This window comes from Myxococcus sp. CA056 (assembly GCF_013336715.1).
GTDB classification, from domain to species: Bacteria; Myxococcota; Myxococcia; order Myxococcales; family Myxococcaceae; genus Myxococcus; species Myxococcus llanfairpwllgwyngyllgogerychwyrndrobwllllantysiliogogogochensis.
Genome location: NZ_JABUMT010000003.1, coordinates 424126 through 447152, shown reverse-complemented (window position 1 = coordinate 447152; position 23027 = coordinate 424126). Strand labels below are relative to the sequence as shown.

The following is a 23027-nucleotide window of genomic DNA, read 5'->3' as shown; positions in this document are numbered from 1 at the left end:
AGACATGCGTACCCTTCTGTGCATGCTCATCGCGGTTCCCTTGTTGGCGGGTTGTGGTGGTGACGACGGCGAGTCGTGTGGTGATAACGAGTCGCCCGAGACGTACAAGTCGGCCAAGCGGGTGCACTGTTCTGGCACCAGCGACGCGGACGTGGCGTGTTGTGGCTATATGGGCGACACGTGCAACTACACGCTGTGTCGCAAGAGTGTCTGTGGGGACTGGACCGAGGAGTCCTGGACCTGCCACTGAGCGCAAAGGCTCTCAGGCGCAGCCGGCTTCAAACCCGGGGGGAGTAAACAGGCTCATCCCTGTCGTGTGTCACGCGGGGATGAACCCCGCGCTCCCCTCGGGTGTCCCGACTCGCGAGGAGCGGGACGTCTGCCCGGGTGCAGCGCGGGGTCCTGAGACAGCCTTCAGTTGCGACGCTTGGTCGCGAGGAACTCCGCGGCCCAACGCTTCACGGTGTCCGCCGCGTCGGCGCCCTCGGCCGGGCGCAGGGTGGGGAGGATGGACGGTGCGGAAGGGCCCTCTTCACCCTGGGGGCCCACGGACTGCGTCTGGCCCTTCTTGCGGACCCACACGCGGGGACCGCTCGGAGCGGGAGTCGCGGTGCTCGCGGGGGTCGCCGCCGAGCTGTCCGAGCGACGACGGCGAGACAGGATGACATCCGGAATGGAGTGGGGCGCGGCGTGCTCGACCCAGGCGGCATGGAGCCGACCGGTGGCCACCATCTGCCGACGCTTCTGGTAGTGCGCCGAGCAGTAGCCGAGCGTGCGGACGGGCTGTCGACAACCGATGACGGCGCAGGCGACAGGCTGCTCGACGACGGCCTGCACCTGGGGGGGAGGCTGTGGCGCGGGGGCCTTGCGCTGCTGTACGGGCGGGGCGGAGTAGGGCTGGCCGCTCAGTCGCTCGGACAGGCGGCGCATGGCCGTCATCAGCGGGGCGAACGACTCCTGCACGGCGCCGTGCACGATGGCCTGGAAGGCCTCATCCAGTGACGGCGTCGCCGAGGAAGCGCCGCGCGCGGGAAGAGAGCGAGGGGTTCGGGGGGAGGGGGTGACGCGACGGGCTCTGGGCATGTGGAGCCCGGCGTAGCACGGCTCAGGTTGTTCGACCATCCGTGAATCCAACCCCCGCCCCCTGGGGGGTTGTCCGGGCGAGGAGCCAGGCTGATTTCAGGATGCGTCGTGGATGCGTTCACCCCGTGGAGCGAGCTGTGTGTCCGCTCCAGGTCAGGGTTGAGCAGGCGGGTTGCTGACGACATGCGTCGAGCCCCCCGCGCTAGCTGGCCTGCTTTTCCCCGGGGGCCGTGAGGTTCCACGACTCCTGGAGCGACTGGGGGATGCGGAAGGATACCCGGCTGCCACCCGTCTCGGAGGAGTGCAGCCCCTCCAGCAGTTCGCGAGACAGGGAGGCGGAGATCTTCGCCGCGAGGCCCGATTGGTCCTGCGCCTCGTCCGACAGGGAGAACATCCACCGCATCGGCCCCAGCAGATGGCGCGTCCAGTCCGACTTCTCCAGCCCGACGGCATCGGCCACCGCCTCGCTGCACAGCTCACGCATCATCGCCACCGCGATGCCGTCCATCATCGTGCCGGGGATGCGCGTCTTCAAATAGTCGACGAGCGCCTTGGTCAGCGCGGCCCCCTCCACCGAGGGTTTCACCTGACGCTGCTGGATGGCTTCCCAGAGCTGCTGGGCATCTTCCAGGTCTCGGGGCAACAGCGTGGGGTGGATGCCCAGGAAGTGCCCAATCACTCGCCAGCAGTGGAAGTAGGCGTCCTCTTCCTGCGGGGTGAAGTCGAGCTGGAGCCGGGTCAGGACTCGGGGGACCAGGGCCAGCGTCAAGAGCGTCGCGACATGGTCCTCCTGATTGGCCGGAGTCCCCCACTCGGACTCCTGCCACCTGGCATCTCCGCCGACGTGGTAGCGGATGGTGGCATGCAGCAGGCGGATCTTCTGCGCCGTGCGCACCCCGAAGCCCTTCGGCCCCAAGCCGCCCTCGCCCATGACATCCAGGACGAATTGCGCCGTCTCGATGATGCGACGATGCACGTGCTTGTCGATACCGCCCGTCCAGGTCAGCACCTTGGCCGCCTTGGCCCAGGCGTAGCAACAGGGCAGGGACCACGTGAAATAGGCCAGGGTCATCTGCATGCCATAGCGCTGGAAGAGCCGCTGGCCCAGAAGGACCTTCTCCGCATCGGCCCACTCGGGCCAGTCATCCGTCTGATTCAGGTACGACTCCACGGCGTCTGGCATCTCCCCTGGAACGAGGTGCACATTCGACTGGATGCTCTGGAGGATGCGGTTGACGGTCGCCACCTCGTTGTTGGCGAAGACCTCCTGGATGACCGCGTCCGCCACGGGCTCGCCCATGAAACGAAAGGGTTCGAGCACCTCATCTGTCCAGCGGCCACGGGATGCGGAATTTGAAGACATGGGGGCTTCAGTGAATCCAGGCACGAGAATGGGATTGCCCATCCCGGTGCTCAGGGATGGGCAAACGAGCGTCCCACGTTGTCCCCGCGAGTGTCGAGGCACGAGGGTCGTCGGCCGTCGGCGTGGTTGCCCCGCCCGGAGCCCGAGCCCACGCACGTCGTGCGCTCCATGGGAGGCAGTGTGCGGCGACTACCGCGTGAGGTTCACGTTGTACGAGCCGTCGCCCGACGTGGCGGTGCCCGTCACCGTGGTGGTGCCGACCTTGCGGCGCACCTTGCCGGTGCCGTCGTCCTCGATTTCACCGGCGAGGGTCAGGTTGAGGGTGACCTCGCCCTCCAGGTCACCGGTCATCTGGAAGGGGCCCGTGAGCGCGCCGGAGAAGGTGCCGTTGGGGATGTTGCGAAGCTGGAGGTTCAGCTCCGGCTGGGTCGCCGTATCGGTGGTCGACGCGTAGGTGATGTTCACCGGCTCCTCGTCTTCGCCCACGACAATCTCGCCGTCGGAGTAGGTGGCCATTCCCACGCGCAGTCGCATCCCCTTGTTGTTGGAGGCCCCCTGGTCCACCTGTCCGGAGATGAGGAGCGTCCCGGACACGTTGCCGGGTGCTGACTGGGCCGGGATGTTGGCGCTCGAAGCGGCGTTGAAGCCGGCGAAGCCGAGCTGCAGGGCTTTGCTGACGGACTCATCGAGTCCCAGGTATGCGCGTCGGGCCTGTTCGTCGGAGCTCACCTCGTCATCACCACAGGCTGTCAGGCCAGCGGACATGAAGAGAGTGAATGCGACAGTGGTCACGACACGAGAGATGAATGGGTTCATTCCGTCTGTCTAATCCAGACACCTCACGCTGTACCACTCGCTCCGCGATACGAATAAAGCGGGGCCCTGTGTGTGGCCGAACGGCGGTACGGAGGGTCCATTTCCGTGTACAGCCTCAGGGATGAGGACGCATGTCTCAGGGCCAGTGGCAGCGGATGCTCTTGGCATCAGTGCAACGCGCCATCGAGCGAAGCCTGACACCTGATGATAGGGACGACGTCTATTGGCGCGGCGAGGTACACGAACAGCCGCTACAGCCGTATCCGGACACCGCGAGGCAAGCTGTGGCACCTCGCCGGTGGTGAACCCGCTGCTCATCAGGAAACACCGCGGCCTGACCCATGTCGGTGGTCATGCCGATGCGCCCCCTGGGAGCCCCCGTGCGTGCTGTTCGAGGAGAGGGCCTTCCTATCTCGTCTCGCGCCCCGTCCTGTCCCGTTCTAGAGAACCGTCCATGTCCCTGCCGCTGCCGCCCTACCTTCAGGCTGCCCCCATCGCCGGCCTGCCCGTCGCCCACCGCTGGGGTCCGGGCGAGGCGATGTCGGCCTTCGGTAGCACCCACCGCACGGTCGAGGGCCACCTCGCGCATCTGTCCTTCCGGGCCCTCCTGGGCTTGGCCGCCGCGTTAGGCGAATGGATGCACCGCCGCTTCGAGCACCTTCACGACGACCACGAGATGCGGCTGGCGGTTGAGGCCATGTGGGCCGCGTCCATCGACATCCGCTACTTGAAGGTGGACGCGATGCAGTTCCCGCAGGACACGGCCAGCGCCATCCACGGGCCACTGCAGGCGCTCAAGTGGGAGTTCGTGAACGCCGCCGACATCTACGGCGAACTCGATTTCGGGCTTGTGCGCTACCTCCGCGGCGACGCCAACCTCGTCAACTTCACGCTTCCGGACAACAAGGCCTTCCAGGCCTGGTTCAAGGCGGTGCTGCCGCGCCTGGCGCCACTGTCCGCCCCGTCGGCCCGCGATGCGGCCCACGGCGACCCGGACGACGCCTCCGACGGACAGGCCGGCACGGACCCTCTGCTGTGGGGAACGCCAGTGCCCCGCGAGGCCTTCGCCCCGGCTTTTCCGCTGGCCACGGCCGACCGCGTCGCGCTCATCGACACGCTGCTCGCCTCCGTGTCCGCCACGCCCAACCCGTTCCTGCGCACACCGGCGGAACTGGCGGCGGCCGGTTTCCACGGTGCCCCCTACCGCTACACGGGCCCGTGAGGATGCCGGCACGGCGCGCGCCCACCGACGAGGCGGGCAGCGCGCAGCCACGCCTGCGATTCCTGTGGGACGAGTGGCATGTCACCGCGCACTTCCTCGACATCGACGACGCCCTGCTCGCGCGGGTGGTGCCGCTGTGCCCGCGGCCCCAGCAGGCGCTGATGCTGCCTGGGGGACGGGCGCTGGACCTTCCCGGCTCGGTGGGGATGCACTCAAGGGGAGCGGTACCTGCGCGGCCCCTCCGTGTTCTGCCAGCCCACGTCGCGCCGGAGGCCCGAGAGAGCGCGGTGCAGCAGATCGAGCGGCAGATACCCCTCCAGCACCACGTGGCTCCAGCCAACGCCGCCCGAGGGGGCACGCTGAGGGCACATGGGGGGAGGAAAAAGAAAAGCCCAGCAACCCCTAAGGATTGCTGGGCTCTCAATGGCGAGGAGTACGGGACTTGAACCCGTGGCCTCCGGCGTGACAGGCCGGCGTTCTAACCAACTGAACTAACTCCCCATAACCTTGGGCGGAACAGGGATTGAACCTGTGACCCTCGCCTTGTAAGGGCGACGCTCTGCCGCTGAGCTATCCGCCCGCAGGCGTGTTCCGCGTTGCGACGAGCGGGCTTTTATAAGTGGCTCACTCCACTGTCAAGCACCTGTTTCGAAGACCCAGGATCTTCCGTCACCGGCCGCGCGGAGCGTGAAAACGCTCGTGCGGCCGGTGACTTAGGGGCCTAGGGGACGGGCGCGACGTCCACTGTGCCCAGGTTCTCCGGGGCCACGCCGTTGGCTGAGCCGCCCTCGCCAGGATTGGGTTGCCAGTCGCCGTAGCAGTACGGGCCGGTGCCCACCCGGAAGCGCCACAGGTAGCCGTGGTTCAGGGCGGCGTTCACCGGAAGGTCCGCCTTGTACTCGTCGTCGTTGCCGCCATCGCTCTGAACCGTGCCAGCCACCCAGGTCCAGGCCGGGCTCACACCCGGGTCCTGTGTCTTGGGGCCGTGGCCCAGCTCCGCCGACAGGGTGGTGGCCGGAGGAGGGGCGTTGGTGACGCCGTCCTCGTAGATGAATCCGTACATGGTTCGGTTGCCGCTCAAATCACTGAGCTTCAGCGGCCACTGGAGCCGGCAGTAGTCGATGCCGGCGTGGTTTCCGACGGTGAGGGCGTGTTGCTGGCCCAGCGTGTAGCCCCCCACGTCGCTGCCGTCCTTGTCGCAATAGGTCCACGTGGAGCCATCCGTGCTGTAGCGCAGGCTCACGGCGCGACTCGTCGTGTAGGCCGGACGCAGCTCGGTGGTGAATTCATCCGTGTCCGCCTCACCCGAGGCCTCTCCGGCGTACGTCGCCGGCTTCCAGGTGAACGACGCCGAGGTGGTGGAGGCGTCCACGTCCGCGTTGCCCAGGCCGACCTGCACCTGAAGCCCCGTGCCCGCACCGGGGCCGTTGGTGACTCCGGGGATGCGCACGCGGCCCGTCACCGTGACGGCATCGCCGCTGCCCACCGTCGTCCCGCTCACGCTCTGCAGCCGGCAGACGCCCGTGGCCGCCGCCTGCACCGTCAACGTGCCCGCGTCCGCGATGTCGAAGTCGTCATCCGTCCCGTCCGCATCGCAGTACACGTAGGGGCCCGTGCCCAGCTTCACGCGGTAGGCGAACCGGAAGCTGCCCGCCGTGCCTGGGTTGGGCAGGGTGGCCCGGTACTCGTCGTTCTGGGTGTTGCCCGTGTCGGCGCCATGTGTCGCGGCCGTCCACTGCCAGCCTCCGCTCGTGTGGGCGCTGCCGGCCGGCCCGTAGCCCAGCTCCGCGACGATGCCCGCACCGGCGCCCGCGCCCGGCGTCACGCCCGCCTCGTGCACCTGGACCGCGATGACCTTCGAGGCTGCCTCACCAATGGTGTAGGCCTCGACAGGGGGCGCGGCTTGCGTCTCACCGCCCAGGCGGCACCAGTCCACCTGCGGCGGCACCACCGCGGCCACCGTCAGGACCGACGCCTGCGCCGTCTGATAGCCGTTGGCGCTGCCGTCCCGGTCGCAATAGGCCCAGGCCCCGGTCTGATACCGGAAGCGCACGGCCACCGCGTAGGTGCCCTCCGTGGCGGGCGCCGTCAGCGACGTCTCATAGGCGTCCTGCGCTCCGCTGTCCGTCTCGCCCGAGAAGCTCGCGGCCTTCCAGTTCCAGCCCGTCCCCGTCGCCGGGTCCGAACTCGCCGGGCCATACCCCACTTCCGAGGTGATTCCCGCGCCCGCCGCGCCGCTGGTGCCGTCCGTCACCGTCGTCACGAGCACCTTGCCGTGCACCACCTGCGTGGCGCCGCCCGGCGTCGCGCTCAACGTGGCCGGACCCACCAACTGGCACGCGTCCACGGCCACGGGCTTCACTTCCAGGCCACCGGCCTGGGCGAGCGTGAAGCCGTTGCCGAGGCCGTCCGCGTCGCAGTAGCGGTACGCGCCGCCATTCACGTTGAAGCGGATGGCGAACTTGTAGCGGCCCACCGTCCCCGGGTTGGGCAGGGCGGCCTTCCACTCGTCGTTGCTCCCGCCTCCGCCTGACTCGCGGTTGAAGCTCGCGCCCGTGGAGGTCCACTGCCAGCTCGCCGTCTCCGGCGCGTCCGCCTCCGGGCCGTAGCCCACCTGTCCCTGGATGCCCGTGCCCGCGCCCGTGCCCGGCGTGACACCCTCCATGTAGACCTGGGCATAGATTTCCTTCGTCGCCTGGCCCACGCGGTACACCTCGCTGGGCGGAGGCTCGATGGCCTCACCGCCGAGCTTGCACCAGCCGATGGAGATGTCCTGCGCCGCGCTCACGGTGAGCGTGCCCATCTTCGTCGGGTCGAAGCCCGCGGCCCCGCCGCTGTTGCCGTCCGAATCGCACAGCAGATACGCACCGTCGTTCACCTTGAAGCGATAGGCGAAGCGGTAGCTGCCCAGCGTGCCCGGGTTGGGCAGCGTGGCCTCGAACTGGTCGTTGTTGCCGACCTCGTCCTTGTACGCAGCCGTCGTCGTCCAGTTCCACTGTGCCGACGTGGCGGGGTCCTCCGCCGCGGGCCCCCAGCCCACCTGGCCCACCAGTCCGGTGCCCGCGCCGGCGCCGCTCGTCACGCCCTGCACGAACACCTGCGCCACCACCTTGCGGTTGGCCACCGCGTCCGTCGCGTACGTCACCGTCTCCGGCGTGTCGTTCCCGTTCGGGCCCAGCTTGCAGTAGCCGATGACCTTGGGGACCACCACTTCGCCCGCGACCGTGAGCTGGCCGAGCTGCGCGAGCTCGAAGTCCTGGCCGCCGTCATCCACGCCGTTGCCGTCGCAGACGCGGATGGGACCGCCGTTGGCGCTGAAGCGCACCGCGTAGCGATAGTCGCCATTGAGGCCGGGGTTGGGCAGCGTGCCCTTCCACTCGTCGTTGACCTCGAAGTTGTCCTTGGCCCAGGCCAGCGGCGTGGCCCAGTTCCACAAGGGCGAGGTGCGTGGGTCCTCCCCCGCGGGCCCCCAGCCGAGCTGGCCGGAGATGCCCGGGCCCGCGCCCACCTTGTCCGTCACGCCCGGCATGTGGACCTGGGCGAAGACCGTCTTGAGTCCCGACGTCTGCGTGGTCTGGTAGTTGATGACCTCGGGGGCCTTCTGGTCCTCGCCAATCTTGCACCAGCTCACGGGCGGCTTCGGCGCCTCGGTGCCCACGGTGAGCGTGCCCAGCTTCGCCAGGCTGAAGGTCAGCTCGCCCTCGACGCTGTCGTTGACGCCGTCCGCGTCGCACACGCGCCACGCGTTCTCACTGATGCTGAAGCGGAAGGCGAGCTTGTACGTGCCCACCGTGCCCGGGTTGGGCAGGTCCGCTTCCCACTCGTCGTTGTTGCCGTGCTCGGCCTTGTAGACGGCGGGGACCCACGTCCACGCGGCGGAGTTTCGAGGGTCCGAGTCCACCGGCCCCATGCCCAGCTGCGCCACCAGCCCCGAGCCCCCGCCGGCGCCCTGGGTGATGCCCGCCGCGTACACCTGGCCGGCCACCTTGATCAGCGTCGAGTCCGTGGGGCGGTAGAACAGCTCCGGGTTGGCGCGGTTCCCGTCGGGACCCAGCTTGCAGTAGTCCACGCGCGGCCGGGTGATGAACACGCGGCGCAGCATGTCCTCCGTCACGCCGTTGGCGGTGCCATCGCCATCCGCCATCACCCACGTCTTCCCGCCGTCGATGGAGAAGCGGATGGTGATGACCCACTCACGGCTCTCTCCTCCGATGGCCGGCTGCAACAGCACGTTGCCCTTGTAGATGTCCGCTTCACCGCTGTCGGAGTCGCCCTCGTACGTGGCCTCCTCCCAGGTGTAGCTCTCCGTCTTGAGCAGCTCGCCGTTCGCCGGAGCAAAGCCCACCTGCGCGCGCACGCCGCCGCCCTGACCCACGCCTCGGGTGAGGCCGGCCACGGTGATGGCGCCTCGCACCAGCACGCCCACCGGCTGCCCGCCGCTCACCGCGTCGGTGTTGCCGTTGATGATTTCGGCCTGGTCGATGTTCGCCGTCGGGGGGCCTTCGTAGAGGAAGCCCTTCACCAGCACGCCATAGGCGCCGTCCGGGTTCACCACGCGCACATCCACCTGCGCGGTGCTCGCGGAAGGGGAGTAGCCGTAGATGCGGAAGGCGTTGACCACGACGACGCGCAGGGCTTCCTGGGTGCCGAGGTAGAGCTTCGCGCCCGGCTCGAAGCCGGAGCCATAGACGTTGATGAGCGTGTTGCCCGCGATGGGGCCACCAGTGGGGGTGATTTCCCTCACGGTGGGCGGGGTGAGCGAGGGGGGCTGGCCGCCCTCCGGGTCATCACCACAGGCCACGACGAGCAACGACAACACGAGAAGAAGGGACCGCGGACAACGCGACGACATCGGCCATCACCCCTTGACGCCGCCAGCGGTCAACCCGCCGACGAGGTGCTTCTGGAGAGCGAAGAACAACGCCATGACCGGCGCGGAGACAATCAACGCGCAGGCGGCGAACTTGCCCCATTCCACCTTGTACTCGCCCACGTACCGCTGGAGGGCGACGGGCAGGGTGAAGCGGGTCGGGTCATTGATCAACGTGGCGGCGAGGACGAACTCGTTCCACGCCGTCATGAAGGAGAACAGCGCCGTCACGGCCAGCGCGGGGCGGGCCAGCGGCAATACCACCTTGATGAACACCTGGAAGGGCGAGGCCCCGTCCATCACCGCCGCTTCCTCCAACTCGCGCGGCAGCGTGTCGAAGTAGCCCTTCAGCATCCAGATACAGAAGGGCAGGGCGGTGGTGGCGTACACCAGCACCAGCCCGGTGAGGCTGTCGAGCAGCCGCAGCTTCTGGAGGATGCCGTAGATGGGCACCAGCATCAGCGTCGCCGGGAACATCTGGGTGACGAGCAGGGCCTGCATGCCGCCCTCCTTGCCCGGGAACTTGAAGCGCGACAGCGCATAGGCCGCCGTCACCGCGAGCGTCAGCCCCACCACCGTCGTGGCGCCGGAGACGATGAAGCTCGACAGCACCTGCCGGCCGAACACCCAGCGCCCCTGCGCATCCGAGCCGAGCAGCACGTCCCGGAAGTGGTCGAACGTCACCGCGTCCGGGAACGGGTTGGCGGTGAGCGACAGGCCGTCCGACGGCGACAGCGCCATCTTCACCACCCACAGCACCGGGTAGAGCGTCACCATGCACATCAGGCTCAGCCCCATGTGGATGACGGCCATCTTCAAGCCGGAGGGCTTCTTCATGACGCCTCCTCGGGCTTCATCAGGCGCCGGGTGAAGACGGACCAGCCCATCAGCACCACGAAGATGAGGACCGAGTACGCCGCCGCGAAGCCGTACTGCTCATTGCGCTGGAAGGCCCAGCGGAACGCCTCCGACACCAGGATGTCCGTGGCGCCGCCCGGCTCGCCTCCGGACACCAGGTAGATGATGTTGAACATGTTGAACGTCCACACGCTGCCCAGGATGACGGCGGGCAACATCGCGGGCTTGAGCAGGGGCAGGGTGATGCGCCGGAACTGCGTCCACTTGCTCGCCCCGTCCACCTCCGCCGCCTCGTACAGCTCCGGGGGGATGGACTGCAGCGCGCCCAGCGCCACCACCATCATGAACGGGAAGCCCAGCCACGTGTTGGTCGCCACGTTGGCCGCGAAGGCCGTGGAGAAGCGGGTGAACCAGCTCACCGGCTCCAGGTCCAGCGCGACGAGCAGGCCGTTGATGGCGCCGAACTGCCGGTGGAACATCCCCTTCCACATCAGCGCGGTGATGTAGTTGGGCACCGCCCACGGGATGATGAGCAGCACCCGGTAAATCCCCCGCATCTTGAGCAGCGGGTCCTTGAGCACCAGCGCCAGCCCCAGGCCGATGCTCACGTGCAGCACCACGTTCACCACCGCCCACAAGAGCGTCACCGCGAGCGTGAAGTAGAACGAGAGCGGCTCGGTGATGCTGTAGCCACGGCTGGCCAGGATGTCGACGAAGTTGGCCAGGCCCACGAAGGTGTACTGCCCCGCGTCGTGGTGGAACAGCGACAGCGACAGGCCCACCACGAAGGGGATGAACACCAGCACCAGCAGACCCGCCGCCGCGGGCGCGACATACGCCACCGCGCGCGACACATCCGGATAGCGCTGACGGAATGTCTGGCTCTGTGCCGGCCGCCGCAGCACCCACGCCGTGCCTCCGCTCAGGACCATCACTCCGGCGAGACCCAGCCAGGGCATGGGGCTGGCGTCGGGTGGGCGCTCCCGGTGCAGGGCCCGGTAGCGACGGTCCGCGAGCGCACCCGCGTCCTCGGGCCGCGTTCCGCCCTGGAGCACCGCGCGCAACGTCAGCTTCATCGGCTCCCACACGCGGGCCATCTCCAGCGTGTTGGGCATGGGCGTGGCGTCCTTCGCCGCCTCGCGGAAGGAGGAGATGAGCGTGTCGTCCTTCACTTCCTGGAGCTGGTACGCGGCCACGTCCGCCGGAATCTGCCGGCCCACCGTGGTGCGCACCCGCGACGCCTCGCCCAGCGACAGGAAGCGCGCCAGCTCGTGCGCCCGCGCGGCCTGCTCCGTGCGCGAGGAGACGAACGCCGCCTCCACGCCGAGGAAGGGCTTCATCGGCGTGCCTGTCTCGCTCACCGTGGGCAGCGCCACCACGCGGTACTGCACGGACGGTGCGATTTCTCCCGCGAACCAGGGGCCGCTGATGGTCATCGCCACGCGGCCGTCGTTGAAGAGCGTCTTCACCAGCGCGCCAGACACCTCCTGGGGCATCATCCGCTCGTCCTGGAGCCGCTTCACGAAGGCCAGCGAGCGCGCCATCCCCGGCGTGTCGAAGCTCGCGCGGCCCGTGGCGTCGAAGAGCGGCCCGTCGAAGCCGAAGAGGAATGGCGCGTGGAAGTAGAAGTCTCCGCTCTCGTACGCCAGCCCGAAGCGCCCCTCTTCGGGCTTCGACAGGGTGGGCAGGAGCGCCAGCAGCTCCGCGGTGGTGGTGGGCGGGCGCGGCACCAGCTTCGTATTCACATAGAGCGCCAGCGACTTGAGCGACATCGGATAGCCGTACACCTGGCCATCCACCTCCAGCGCCTCCACCGTGTTGGCGAAGTAGTCGGCCCGGACGAGGGTCGCCGTCGTGGGCGCCAGCAGGTTCTGTCCCTGGAAGTTGCGCAGCCGCTCGTGGTTGAAGATGAAGACGTCGGGCCCCGCGCCGTGGGGAATGGCGTTGGTCAGCTTGGACGCGTAGGCGTCATAGGGCAGGGCGAGCATGTCCACCCGCACGCCCGTCTTCGCGGTGAAGAGCGTGGTCGCCTGGAGGAGCGCGGCCTCTTCGCCACCCCGGTACGCGTGCCACAGCTTGAGGGGTGCTGTCTGGGGCTCCGCCGCGTGCGCGCTCCACGCCGTCGCGAGCAGCACCAGCGCCAGCAGCCTCTTCAAGACGCCACCTCGAGCGACTCGCGGTCCACCGGGTGGCGCAGGGCCACGGACCCATCCTCGGTGAAGACGTGCAGCGCGTCCGCCACCGGCGATAGCGACACCTTGTCTCCCACCGAAACCTGGGAGCCCTTGTCGAAGCGCGCGGCCACCGGACCCGCCTCCGTGCTGACGAAGGCATAGCCGTCGAAGCCCAGCCGCTCCACCGCGTCCACCGTGCCCGTCAGGGGGCCCAGCGCCGCCACGCGCAGGTCCTGGGGCCGCAGGCCCACCAGGAGGTTCGTCGCACCCGGGGCGAGGTCCGAGGGGGACAGCAGCGTGAAGCCCTTGCCCACCAGGTTCGCGCCGTCGCGCCGGGCCTCCAGGAAGTTCATCGCGGGCGAGCCGAGGAAGCCCGCGACGAAGCGGTTCGCCGGGCGGTTGTAGAGCTCCAACGGCGGTCCCACCTGCTGCAACACGCCCGCGTTGAAGACAGCCACCCGGGTGGCCAGCGTCATCGCCTCCACCTGGTCGTGGGTGACGTAGATCATCGTCGCGCCCAGCCGGCGGTGCAGCCGCGCCAGCTCCCCGCGCATCTGCACTCGCAGGGCGGTGTCCAGGTTGGACAGGGGCTCGTCGAAGAGGAAGACCTTCGGGCGCCGGACGATGGCTCGCCCCATGGCCACCCGCTGACGTTGTCCACCCGACAGCGCCTTGGGCTTGCGCTCCAGCAGGTGGCCCAGCTCCAGCATCGTCGCGACTTCAGCCACCCGGGAGGCGATCTCCGCCGGGGGGAACTTCCTCAGCGTCAGGCCAAAGGCCAGGTTCTCCCGCACCGTCATGTGCGGGTAGAGCGCGTACGACTGGAACACCATCGCCACGTCGCGATCCCTCGGGGGCACGTCGTTGACGCGCGCCCCGCCGATCCGCACCTCGCCCGAGTCCACCTGCTCCAGCCCCGCGATGAGCCGCAGGAGTGTCGTCTTTCCACAACCCGACGGCCCCACCATGACCAGGAACTCGCCCTGTCCCACCTGAAGGTCCACGCCCTTCACGATGAGGTTCGGGCCAAACGACTTCTTGATTCCGCTCAAGGTGACTTCGGACAAGACGCGCTCGAAAATGAGGGGAGAGAACGGCGGGGCACATTACCCGGAGCGTCGCGCTTTCCCCAAACCTCGCCGGTTGGGCGCGGTGCGTTATTCTCGCGCCGGGCCATCCGGAAGTTTCCGGGGTCCGTAGAGGGACAACTGGGGTGGCCGCCTTGTCAGCCCCAGAAGGCGCTTGTTATGGAAGCTGACATCCGGTCCGTCGAGGTCTACCCCACCGTATGAGCACTCCCCGTTGGTCCCTCTCGAGGGGCGCGACCCTGGTCGCTTTTCTGTTCGCCGTCGGTTGCAGCGAGAGCGACTACGTCCGGCTCTACCACAGCGAGGCCCGCGCCCCGAGCTACACCGTCGAGGACGTCGAGTCGATGAAGCACATGGGCGCGACGTTCACCGACCAGGGGGTCAACTTCGCCCTCTACTCGGAGAACGCGACGCGGCTGGAGCTGCTCCTGTTCGATGATCCGGAGAGCAACCGGCCCTCGCGCACCTATGAGCTGACGCGCTACGGGGACGTGTGGAACGTCTACGTGGAGGGCGTGGGCCTGGGGCAGCACTACGGCTTCCGGGCCTGGGGTCCCAACTGGGAGTTTGATCAACGCTGGTTCCCCGGCTCCATCCACGGCTTCCGCGCGGACGCGGACGTGGACGGCAACCGCTTCAACCCGAACAAGCTGCTGACGGACCCCTACTCGAAGGCGCTGCACCGGGACCACGACTGGAGCAAGGGCAGCACCGCCAGCGGGCCCGCGCGCACGGAGGTGACGTACGCGGCCTCCGCCAAGAGCGTCCTCGTCCAGAGCGACTACCAGTGGGGCGACGGGGAGCGGCAGTGGCGGGACAACCGCCAGAACGAGCAGTGGGCGGGCCACAAGTGGCAGGACCTCATCGTCTACGAGGTCCACGCCAAGGGCTTCACCGCGGACCCCGCCAGCGGCGTGCGCTTCCCCGGCACCTACCGGGGCCTGGGCGAGAAGGCCGACTACTTCAAGGACCTGGGCATCACCGCCGTGGAGCTGCTCCCCATCCACGAGAAGCCGCTGGACGGCGGTTACTGGGGCTACCAGACCATCAACTTCTTCGCGCCCGAGCTGTCCTACGCCGCCTTCAAGCGGCCGAACGAGGTCGTCGACGAGTTCAAGTGGATGGTGGAGGAGCTGCACAAGCGCGACATCGAGGTCATCGTCGACGTCGTCTACAACCACACCGGCGAGGGCGGCCTCTGGCGCGAGAAGCTGGAGTCGGACGACGTGCTGCCCGGTGAGCCGCTGGACTCGTTGGACCCGGCGGAGGTCGCCGGCGTGTACTCGTTCCGCGGCATCGACAATCAGGCGTACTACGGGCTCAACGGGGACCGGCGCACGTACTGGAACAACACGGGCGTGGGCAACCAGACGCGGCCCAACCACCGCCCCATGCGCAAGCTCATCATCGACAGCCTGCGCTTCTATGTCGAAGAGCTGCACGTGGATGGCTTCCGCTTCGACCTGGCGCCGATCCTGGGCGAGAGGGATCAGGACTACAACCGCTGGGACGACCCGAAGAACACGGTGCTTCAGGAGATCGTCGATGACCCGGTGCTCCAGCGCTACAACACGCGCATCATCGCGGAGCCCTGGAGCGCGGGCGGCTGGTACTGCATGCCCATGGGCGAGTTCCCCAACTCGCTCACCCAGCCCGGCAACGGCTGGTACGAGTGGAACGGCCGCTTCCGCGACTGGTGGCGCGCGTTCATCAACCGCGACGACTGGAAGCTCAACTCCAACGAGGGCTCGCTGTGCGGCAGGCCGGGCTCCGCGGACGGCGCCTTCCTGATGTACGGCAGCAAGGAGTGGTACTCGCGCAACGGCCGGCGCCCATACCACTCGATGAACTTCATCACCGTGCACGACGGCTTCACGATGTATGACTTGTTCACGTACGAGGTGAAGCAGAACAAGTGCGGCCCGCTCAACCCGGTGTGCTGCGACACGCCCAACAGCCCCTTCTGCGACAAGGTGAGCGGCGAGGACCACAACCGCTCGCGCAACTGGGGCCCGGTGGGTGACACGCGCGGGGAGAGCATGCGCCGGCAGATGATGCGCAACGCCTTCATGGCGATGATGATCAGCCACGGCACGCCCATGATTCTGGGCGGCGACGAGTGGATGCGCACGCAGCTGGGCAACAACAACGCCTACTCCACGCGCGCGGACAACCCCTTCAACTGGTACCAGTGGGGCGCCTACCTGGCGCGCGACGAGCGGCACCGGATGTACGAGTTCGTCAAGGCCGCCATCCGCCTGCGCAAGGAGCACGCCTACGCCTTTGCGCCGCCCGACTACGAGAAGGGCTCGCCCCTGGTGTGGAAGAGCGCCCAGAACACCGAGGAGGTGGGCTGGGACACCAAGCAGTTGATGATGCACTACCCCGACACGTCGTTCGGCCCGGAGCTGGTGGTGCTCATCAACATGGAGCCGCGCGCGGTGGAGTTCACCCTGCCTCCGGGGCGCCAGTGGAAGCGGCTCATCGACACCCAGGCGTACTTCGACAGTCCCGAGTACCTGTCCGCCACGGGCCTGGAGCCCCGTGTCACCGGCAACTCCTGGCTCGACGCGCCGTCCCCCGTGACGGGGGTGACCTACGGGGTGCCCGAGCGCACCATCGTCGTCCTGCGCGCGGAGTAGGGGCAGGCAGGCGAGGTGCGCTATAAGCGGGGCCCGTCCATGCGAGTCCTGCCAGCGCGCCTCGGCGCCCTCCTGCTGCTCTTCATCCCGCTCGTCACCCTGGCCGACGCGTCGAGAGATCGCTTCGGCGCCGCGGGTTACTTCCGCATCATGACCCGCCCGGATTTCTCGGGCGGCTCCGGCCAGCTCGGGTACTACTGGCTGTACGGCCGGCTCCTCAACGAGAGCCCCTACGGCGAGCTGAACCTGAGGCTGGACGTGCTCCAGTCCGCGCCGGGAACCGACGAGGCCTGGGCGGAGGTGCACACGCGCTTCTCCGGCACCTCGTTCCGCTCGGCGGACCCGGGCAACGGCTCCTTCGTCAACTTCCGCGCGGACTACCTGTTCGTGCGCGCCGGCAACATCCTGCTCGACAGGGTGACGTGGCAGCTCGGCACGCTCGAGGACCGCTGGAATGACTTGCACATCTACGACCAGCGGCCGGCGACACTGCTCTGGGACACCGTGGGCCTGTCCGGCACATACCAGGGAGACCGCTACGACGTGCTGCTGGCGGTGGGTGACAGCGGCTACACGCTGCGTCCCCAGAAGTACAACACGGTGCTCACCGGCGCCGCGTCCTTCCGCTACCGCCTGATTCCGGGGCACCTGGAGTTGGGGGTGCGCGGGCAGCTCGGCTACGAGCCGGACGTGCGGGGCAATCGCAACGCGCTCTACGCGTCGCCCAACACCAACTACGAAGACTACGTGCGGCGCGAGGTGGTGCAGCGCTACTTCGAGCAGAACCCGGGTCAGGCGGACTACGAGGTGGGCAACCTGACTCCCCGCAGCGCGCTGTCATACCGGGCCATGGGCTACGTGGGCTTCGGCAACGTGGGGCCGCTCATCTGGGACAACCTGTACCTCACCTTCGAGCGCAAGCACCCGGACCAGTCCTACACGGAGCGCGTTCGCGACAGGGAGTTCTCGGTCTTCATCGCGGACCAGACCGACGAGCGCTACGAGGCGGCGCTGGGCAACGAGGCCTACATCAAGCTCATCCCCGACAAGCTGGAGGCCCTGTGGGGCGTCTGGGTGGGGTACGCGTTCAACGAGGACAACGCCATCAAGCCCGGCGACGACGACCGCCTCATCGCGTCCACGGTGCTGCGGCTCCAGTACTTCCTCACCGAGCGCGTCCATCTCCTCGTGGAGACGAGCATCGCCACGGAGCGCAGCAAGAACGGCAACCTGTATCGCAACCACGTGGACTCGGTGTTCACCAACTCCGGGGGCGTGCCGGACTCGCGCGGCCTGGAGTACGGCGACAGCGACACGCGCAACACGTGGCAGGGCAAGGTGGGTGTCGTCCTCAATCCAACGGGACGCGGCATCTACGCGCGCCCCAGCTTGCGGCTGCTGTATGGCTTGCAGCACTCCTCGCAGCACGCGGCGTTCGGCAACTCCTTCGTGGATAGCCTGGACCAGTACAACACGTACATCGGCCCCGAGCGCCACTGGCACTCGGTGGTCGCCATCGAGGCCGAAGGATGGTTCTGAGACAGCGGTGGGTGGTCGTCCTCTTCCTGGCGCTCATGGCGTCGGGCTGCCTGAAGCGGCAGGGGCCGCCGGTGCTGGCGCCCGAGGGCACCGTGGTGGCGGTGGCCTATATCCGGGACGACGCGCAGCGACGCGGCACCGTGGCCCAGGTTCCCGAAGGCGTCCGTCAGCGCGTTCTGGAGGCGCTGGCCAAACGCAACCTCCAGGTGCAGGAGGTGCCCTACGAGCGGTACGCCACTGACTTCGCGAAGGTGACGGATTCGCAGCGCCGCTTCGCGATGCTCAAGGCTCAGGCCCCGGAGGCTCCGCTGCTGCTGCTGGTGGAGACGCGGGTGTCGTTCTTCGGCCAGGTGGGTGGGCGCTTCTCCTGGGACGTGTATGTGAAGACGACGGCGAACCGCGCCACGTCCACGCTGGAGCCGACCAGTGATTTGCAGGACTACGGCGCCGCGCTCCAGTTCGACCAGCAGCGCGAGGACGACGCGCAGAACGAGGTGTCCCGGCAGATTTCGGGGCAGGCCGCCGCGCTGTTCGACTCGTTCCTCGCCTCGCCCATGCTGGTGCCGAACACGGAAGGGGGCCCTGGCGTGGTGCCGGGCCTGGACGCGCCGGCCGGCGAGGGAATCGAGCCGGGCAAGAGCACGCCGACTGAGCTTCCGCCTCCCGGGCCCGAGGCCCCTCCCGTGCCGCCTCCCTCTCCCGCGCCGTACAGGGGCCTGTGGGCGCCTCCGGCCGGAGACGCCATCTACTTCGTGATGGTGGACCGCTTCTCCAACGGGGACGCGGGCAATGACGGGACAGTGGATGCGAAGGACGCGCAGGCCTTTCACGGCGGAGACCTGCGAGGTGTCATCGACCGACTGGACGGGCTGAAGTCGCTCGGTGTCCGCACGGTGTGGCTTTCACCCGTCTTCCAGATGCGGACGGAGAAGTTCTACGGCTACGGCGCCTTCCACGGCTACTGGGTGGAGGACTTCGGGCGGGTGGAGCCGCGCTTCGGTGACGAGGCCCTGCTGACGCGGCTGTCGGACGAGCTGCGCCGCCGGGACATGCGGCTGGTGCTGGACGTGGTGCTCAACCACGTGGGCCCGGAGACGCGGCTCACGCGCGAGAAGCCCGAGTGGTTCCACGGCCTGGGGCCCATCGACAACTGGAATGACTCGCGCGAGCTGGTGATGCGCGACGTGCACGGGCTGCCGGACCTGGCGGTGGAGCAGGAGGCGGTCTACGCGCACCTGCTGTCGAAGTCGCTGAAGTGGGTGGACGCGGTGAAGCCCGCGGGCTTCCGCCTGGACGCCGTCAAGCACCTGCCGATGGACTTCTGGGCGCGCTACAACGACGACCTGCGCGCGCACGCGGGCAACGACTTCCTCCTCCTGGGCGAGCTGCTGGACGGCGACCCGGTGCTGCTGTCGCGGGTGATGAAGGAGGGCCGCTTCGGGACGATGTTCGACTTCCCGCTGGCCTTCGCGCTGGTGGATGTCTTCTGTCGGGGCCGCTCGCCGGCGCATCTGGGCGCGGTCCTCTTCAACGACCGGCTGAACCCGGCGCCCGACTCCCTGGTGACGCTGCTGGACAACCACGATTTGCCCCGCGTCATGAGCGAGTGCGGCGGGGACTTGGAGAAGGTGAAGCGGGCGCTGGCGGTGCAGCTCACCGCGCGGGGGGTGCCGGCGCTGACGTACGGCATCGAGGAGGGGCTCACCGGCGCGAAGGAGCCGGAGAACCGGGGCGACATGCGCTTCACGCCGGACCACCCGCTGCGTGTGTGGATTGGTCGGCTGTTGGAAGCGCGGCGGGGCAGTGAGGCCCTCCAGCGTGGCGAGACCTTGGTGCTCGCCGCCCGGGAGGACCTCTTCGCCTACGCCCGTGTGACTCCCGACGAAGCCGTGTTCATCGGCATCAACTCCGGGACGAAGCCCCGGGATGTGTTCCTGCCGGAGGCGCTGGGCGAGGCCGGCCAGGGCGTGGATCCGCTGACGGGCTCGCAGGGCATGCTGGGGCGGCTCGCCGAGTCCGCGTACTTCCACGTCACGAATCCGCCCGGTCAGGTGACGCTGCGTCGGCTGAAGCCGCGCACGCCGGGTGGTTTCGCGGCGCTCGCCCGGAAGGCACGGGCGTGGTCGCGCGGCGAAGGCGAGCGGCGCACCGTGGTGCTCGCGACGGGAGATGCGTCCGTGCGCGTGGTGGGCGGCGGGCCGGAGCTGGGCGGGTGGAAGGCCGAGCGCTCGCTGCGCCCCGAGGCCGGCGCGGTGACACTGTCGCTGCCCGTGGGGGGCGTCTTCGAGTACAAGCTCGTCCGCGACGACGGCCCGGGGAAGTTCTCCTGGGAAGCGGGACCCAACCGTCTGCTCTACGTTCCCCAGTCGGATGAGTCCGACGTCGCGAGCCAGGAGCCCCTTCGCGTGGAAGTGGCCTGGGAGCAGCGCCCCGCTGCCGCGGCACCGTGGTCCCTCATCCGTCCCATCCTTCTCCGCTCCCGACCGGAGCTTTGACCCAGAGCCCGAAGTGAACGACCGACTCCTCCGCGCCGCACGCCGCCAGCCCACCGACACCACGCCCGTGTGGCTCATGCGTCAGGCGGGCCGCTACCTGCCCGAGTACCGGGCCATCCGCGGCAACATCGCCTTCCTGGACCTGTGCAAGCACCCGGACCTGGCCGCCGAAGTGACGGTGCAGCCGGTGACACGGCTGGGCGTGGACGCGGCCATCATCTTCTCCGACATCCTGATTCCCGTGGAGGCGATGGGAATCACGCTGGAGCTGGGGGACAAGGGCCCGCACTTCCCGGAGCCCGTGCGCACCTCGGCGGACATCGACAGGCTGGGCGTGCCGGACCCGGTGGAGGGCACGGGCTTCGTGGCGGAGGCCATCCGCCGCACCCGCAAGGCGCTCAACGACTCCGTGCCCGTCATCGGCTTCGCGGGCGCGCCCTTCACGCTGGCCGCGTACATGGTGGAGGGCGGCGGCTCCAAGAGCTACATCCTCATCAAGCGGCTGATGTTCGAGCAGCCCGCGCTCGCGCACCGCCTGTTCGGCAAGCTCACCGACACGCTCATTCCCTACCTCAAGATGCAGGTGGAGGCGGGCGCGAGCATCGTCCAGATTTTCGACTCGTGGGGCGGTGAGCTGTCGCCGTGGGACTACGAGCGCTTCTGTCTGCCCTACCTGACGCGCATGGTGTCCGAGCTGAAGGCCACCGGCGTGCCCGTCATCGTCTTCGGCGTGGGCATGTCCACGCACCTGCCGCTGCTCCAGCGCACGGGCGCGGACGTGGTGGGCCTGGACTGGACGCTGCCCATGGACGAAGGCCGGCGCGTGCTGGGGCCGGACATCGCCGTCCAGGGCAATCTGGACCCGCTGCACCTGTTCCTTCCGCGTGAGGAATTGGATGGGCGCGTCAAAGACATCCTCCTGCGCGCGGGCCCCGTGGGGCACATCTTCAACCTGGGCCACGGCATCCTCCCGCCCACGGACCCCGAGGCCGCGAAGTTCGCCGTGGAGGCCGTGCACCGCCACGGCTTCGCGCTTCGTCAGGGAACGCTGACACCGTAAAGCTTCAGGGCCGCTGCGCGCCGTCTGGGAATGCGCGCGGCCCGACGTAACCTTTCACGCCACACGGAGCTCGACTCTTGTGGCGTGAAAGGTCTCTGCGCGAGGCATTGAGCGGTGCGTCATCCCCGCAATGTCTTTGTTTGGTTTTGGGCACGAGCATTGCTCCCTCTCCGGCCGCAGCCCGCCATTCATTCACTCATCTCGATTCTGACCTCTTCGACCCGGACCGGTGCGGCTGAACCCGCGGCACCACGAGGAGCGTATGCAACATCGTCACTCACACCCCCGAACCATCCTTGGCTCAGCCATCACCTTGTTGGCCCTGATGGCCTTCACCTGGAGCGGCACCGCCCAGGCGCAGACCTTCACCCACGGCGTCGCGGACGGCTTCGTGCTGCCCACCGAGCCGGTGTCGCCCAGCACGGGCATGCTCAACTACATCGCGGCGAACTACACCTTCCCCGGCTCGCGTGCCTTCGACGACACGAGCATCGACCGGTGGTTCGCCACCACCTTCACCAACCTGCGTCGCAATGGCCCCATCTGTGGCGCCACCCTGCGCATGTCGGTGCGCAACCTGGGCAGCAATGACTCCATGGGTCTGCTGTTCATGGGCCCCGCGGGCACGCAGGTCGCCACCGGCTTTGGCGACTCCCTGACGAACCTGGGCATCGCCTTTGGCGCCACGGGCACCATCAACCTCAACCTGGCGGCGCTCCCCGGCGCGGTCAACCTCATCCCCACCCTCAACGCGCAGGGTTTCGTGGATGTCATCGTCCAGGACGACTCCGCGGTGGACTTCGTCTCGCTCACCATCACCCAGTGCCGCGTGGACGTGTACTCCAAGGACAACGGCAGCGACTTCGGTCTCACGCCGACGGTGGACCCCATCTGGATCAGCCCCGACATCCGCGTCTGCCAGACGGCCGGCTGCGTGGGCCACCAGAACCCGGAGTTCGGCCAGACGAACTTCGTCTACGTGACGCTGCGCAACAACGGTCCGCTCGTGCCCCCGGGCAACCCGGCGAGTGGCACGCTGCTCGTCTATTACACCGGCTCCGGTGGCGCGGCCGTGTGGCCCACGGACTGGGCGCCCATTGGCACCATCGCCGTCAGCATCCCCGCGGGCGCCACGCAGGAGTTCATGGTGCCCTGGACGGGCGTGCCGGCGCCGGGCCACTACTGCCTGCTGTCGCGGTGGGTGTCGACGCAGGACCCGATGACGCTGGTGGAGGTTGCGGGCTCCAACACGCTCAACAACACGCGTTGGAACAACAACCTGGCGTGGAAGAACATCAACGTGGTGAACCTGACGCCGTTCGCGCCCGCGAGCGAGTACGACTTCCGTCTGCGCAACCTGCTGCGTGACGCCCACGGCACGGCGGCCCTGGAGGTTCGCATTCCGGACCGCACCGGCGGCCCGTCCTTCCTGGAGCGCGGCCAGCTCTTCCTGACCCTGCCCGAGGAGCTGTGGGCGCGCTGGCAGCACCAGGGCACGGGCTTCGAGGTGGTGGGCGAGCGCCAGGTGCGCATCGTCAACCCGAACGGCGCGCGGCTGGAGGGCCTGATTCTGGACCCGAACGGCGCTCACCATGTCGGCGTGCGCTTCGTCGCGCAGGTGACTGATGCGGACCAGGGCAAGTTCGCGGTGGACCTGGTCCAGCACTCGGCCAGCGAGGAGAAGCCGGACAAGGTCGAAGAGGCGGGTGGCGTGCGCTTCGACATCACCGTGGGTCCGCAGTCGGACACCGGCGCGGGCACCAACGCGAAGAAGTAGGTGAACGGGGCCCGGCCCCGTGAGTAGCAGGACGAGGGGG

15 protein-coding genes and 2 tRNA genes are annotated in these 23027 nt (G+C 68.4%); 7 read left to right on the top strand and 10 right to left on the bottom strand.

The annotated features are described in order from the left end of the window. Positions 1-4 precede the first annotated feature (4 nt). A complete protein-coding gene (locus HUA76_RS16310) occupies positions 5-250 on the top strand; it encodes a hypothetical protein (RefSeq protein WP_174453262.1) in 246 nt (81 codons plus the stop codon). A gap of 164 nt (positions 251-414) precedes the next feature. Here the strand turns inward: HUA76_RS16310 and HUA76_RS16305 are convergent, their stop codons facing one another. The 3 genes from HUA76_RS16305 to HUA76_RS16295 form a co-directional block, all read right to left on the bottom strand. Then, positions 415-1083, bottom strand: coding sequence for a cell wall protein (locus HUA76_RS16305; protein WP_254614258.1), 669 nt, complete (start codon positions 1081-1083; stop codon positions 415-417). A gap of 202 nt (positions 1084-1285) precedes the next feature. Beyond that, the gene (locus HUA76_RS16300) at positions 1286-2383 is read right to left on the bottom strand and encodes an oxygenase MpaB family protein (protein WP_254614257.1); all 1098 of its coding nucleotides are present in this window, start codon (positions 2381-2383) and stop codon (positions 1286-1288) included. A 252-nt stretch (positions 2384-2635) separates the two neighbouring features. After that, a complete protein-coding gene (locus HUA76_RS16295; RefSeq protein ID WP_174461397.1) occupies positions 2636-3211 on the bottom strand; it encodes a hypothetical protein in 576 nt (191 codons plus the stop codon). Between the two features lie 505 nt (positions 3212-3716). Between HUA76_RS16295 and HUA76_RS16290 the strand changes: the two genes are divergently transcribed. Then, entirely contained in the window at positions 3717-4484 is a 768-nt protein-coding gene (locus HUA76_RS16290; protein ID WP_174461396.1) for a hypothetical protein, read from the top strand. A gap of 212 nt (positions 4485-4696) precedes the next feature. Here HUA76_RS16290 and HUA76_RS16285 read toward each other — a convergent pair whose 3' ends face one another. From HUA76_RS16285 to HUA76_RS16255, 7 genes are all read right to left on the bottom strand, one after another. After that, a complete protein-coding gene (locus HUA76_RS16285) occupies positions 4697-4855 on the bottom strand; it encodes a hypothetical protein (RefSeq protein ID WP_174461395.1) in 159 nt (52 codons plus the stop codon). Positions 4856-4908: 53 nt separating this feature from the next. Further along, positions 4909-4985 (bottom strand) — tRNA-Asp (locus tag HUA76_RS16280). Positions 4986-4992: 7 nt separating this feature from the next. After that, positions 4993-5064: transfer RNA gene (locus HUA76_RS16275), tRNA-Val, on the bottom strand. Between the two features lie 141 nt (positions 5065-5205). Further along, entirely contained in the window at positions 5206-9303 is a 4098-nt protein-coding gene (locus HUA76_RS16270) for an IPT/TIG domain-containing protein (RefSeq protein ID WP_371823483.1), read from the bottom strand. 39 nt (positions 9304-9342) lie between these two features. Further along, positions 9343-10191 carry a sugar ABC transporter permease gene (locus HUA76_RS16265; RefSeq protein WP_141641038.1) on the bottom strand — a complete coding sequence of 283 codons (849 nt, stop codon included), beginning with the start codon at positions 10189-10191 and terminating at the stop codon, positions 9343-9345. Beyond that, the gene (locus HUA76_RS16260) at positions 10188-12368 is read right to left on the bottom strand and encodes an extracellular solute-binding protein (RefSeq protein ID WP_174461394.1); all 2181 of its coding nucleotides are present in this window, start codon (positions 12366-12368) and stop codon (positions 10188-10190) included. Before HUA76_RS16260 ends, HUA76_RS16265 begins: the two co-directional genes overlap by 4 nt. Continuing rightward, the gene (locus HUA76_RS16255; protein WP_174453306.1) at positions 12365-13453 is read right to left on the bottom strand and encodes an ABC transporter ATP-binding protein; all 1089 of its coding nucleotides are present in this window, start codon (positions 13451-13453) and stop codon (positions 12365-12367) included. The genes HUA76_RS16260 and HUA76_RS16255 overlap by 4 nt, the downstream gene beginning before the upstream one ends. Positions 13454-13674: 221 nt before the next feature. Between HUA76_RS16255 and HUA76_RS16250 the strand changes: the two genes are divergently transcribed. The 5 genes from HUA76_RS16250 (at position 13675) to HUA76_RS16230 (ending at position 22987) form a co-directional block, all read left to right on the top strand. Next, positions 13675-16116, top strand: a complete 2442-nt coding sequence (locus HUA76_RS16250) for a glycogen-debranching protein (protein ID WP_174453307.1) — start codon at positions 13675-13677, stop codon at positions 16114-16116. Between the two features lie 39 nt (positions 16117-16155). Further along, on the top strand, positions 16156-17655 hold the full coding sequence (locus HUA76_RS16245; protein ID WP_174461393.1) for a hypothetical protein: 1500 nt from the start codon (positions 16156-16158) through the stop codon (positions 17653-17655). Then, complete coding sequence (locus HUA76_RS16240) at positions 17646-20150, top strand: alpha-amylase family glycosyl hydrolase (protein WP_174461392.1); 2505 nt, start codon at positions 17646-17648, stop codon at positions 20148-20150. Before HUA76_RS16245 ends, HUA76_RS16240 begins: the two co-directional genes overlap by 10 nt. 13 nt (positions 20151-20163) lie before the next feature. Then, positions 20164-21210: a uroporphyrinogen decarboxylase gene (hemE, locus tag HUA76_RS16235; protein WP_174461391.1), complete on the top strand. Its 1047-nt coding sequence runs from the start codon at positions 20164-20166 to the stop codon at positions 21208-21210. Positions 21211-21535: 325 nt separating this feature from the next. Next, complete coding sequence (locus HUA76_RS16230; protein ID WP_254614256.1) at positions 21536-22987, top strand: hypothetical protein; 1452 nt, start codon at positions 21536-21538, stop codon at positions 22985-22987. Positions 22988-23027: the final 40 nt, after the last annotated feature.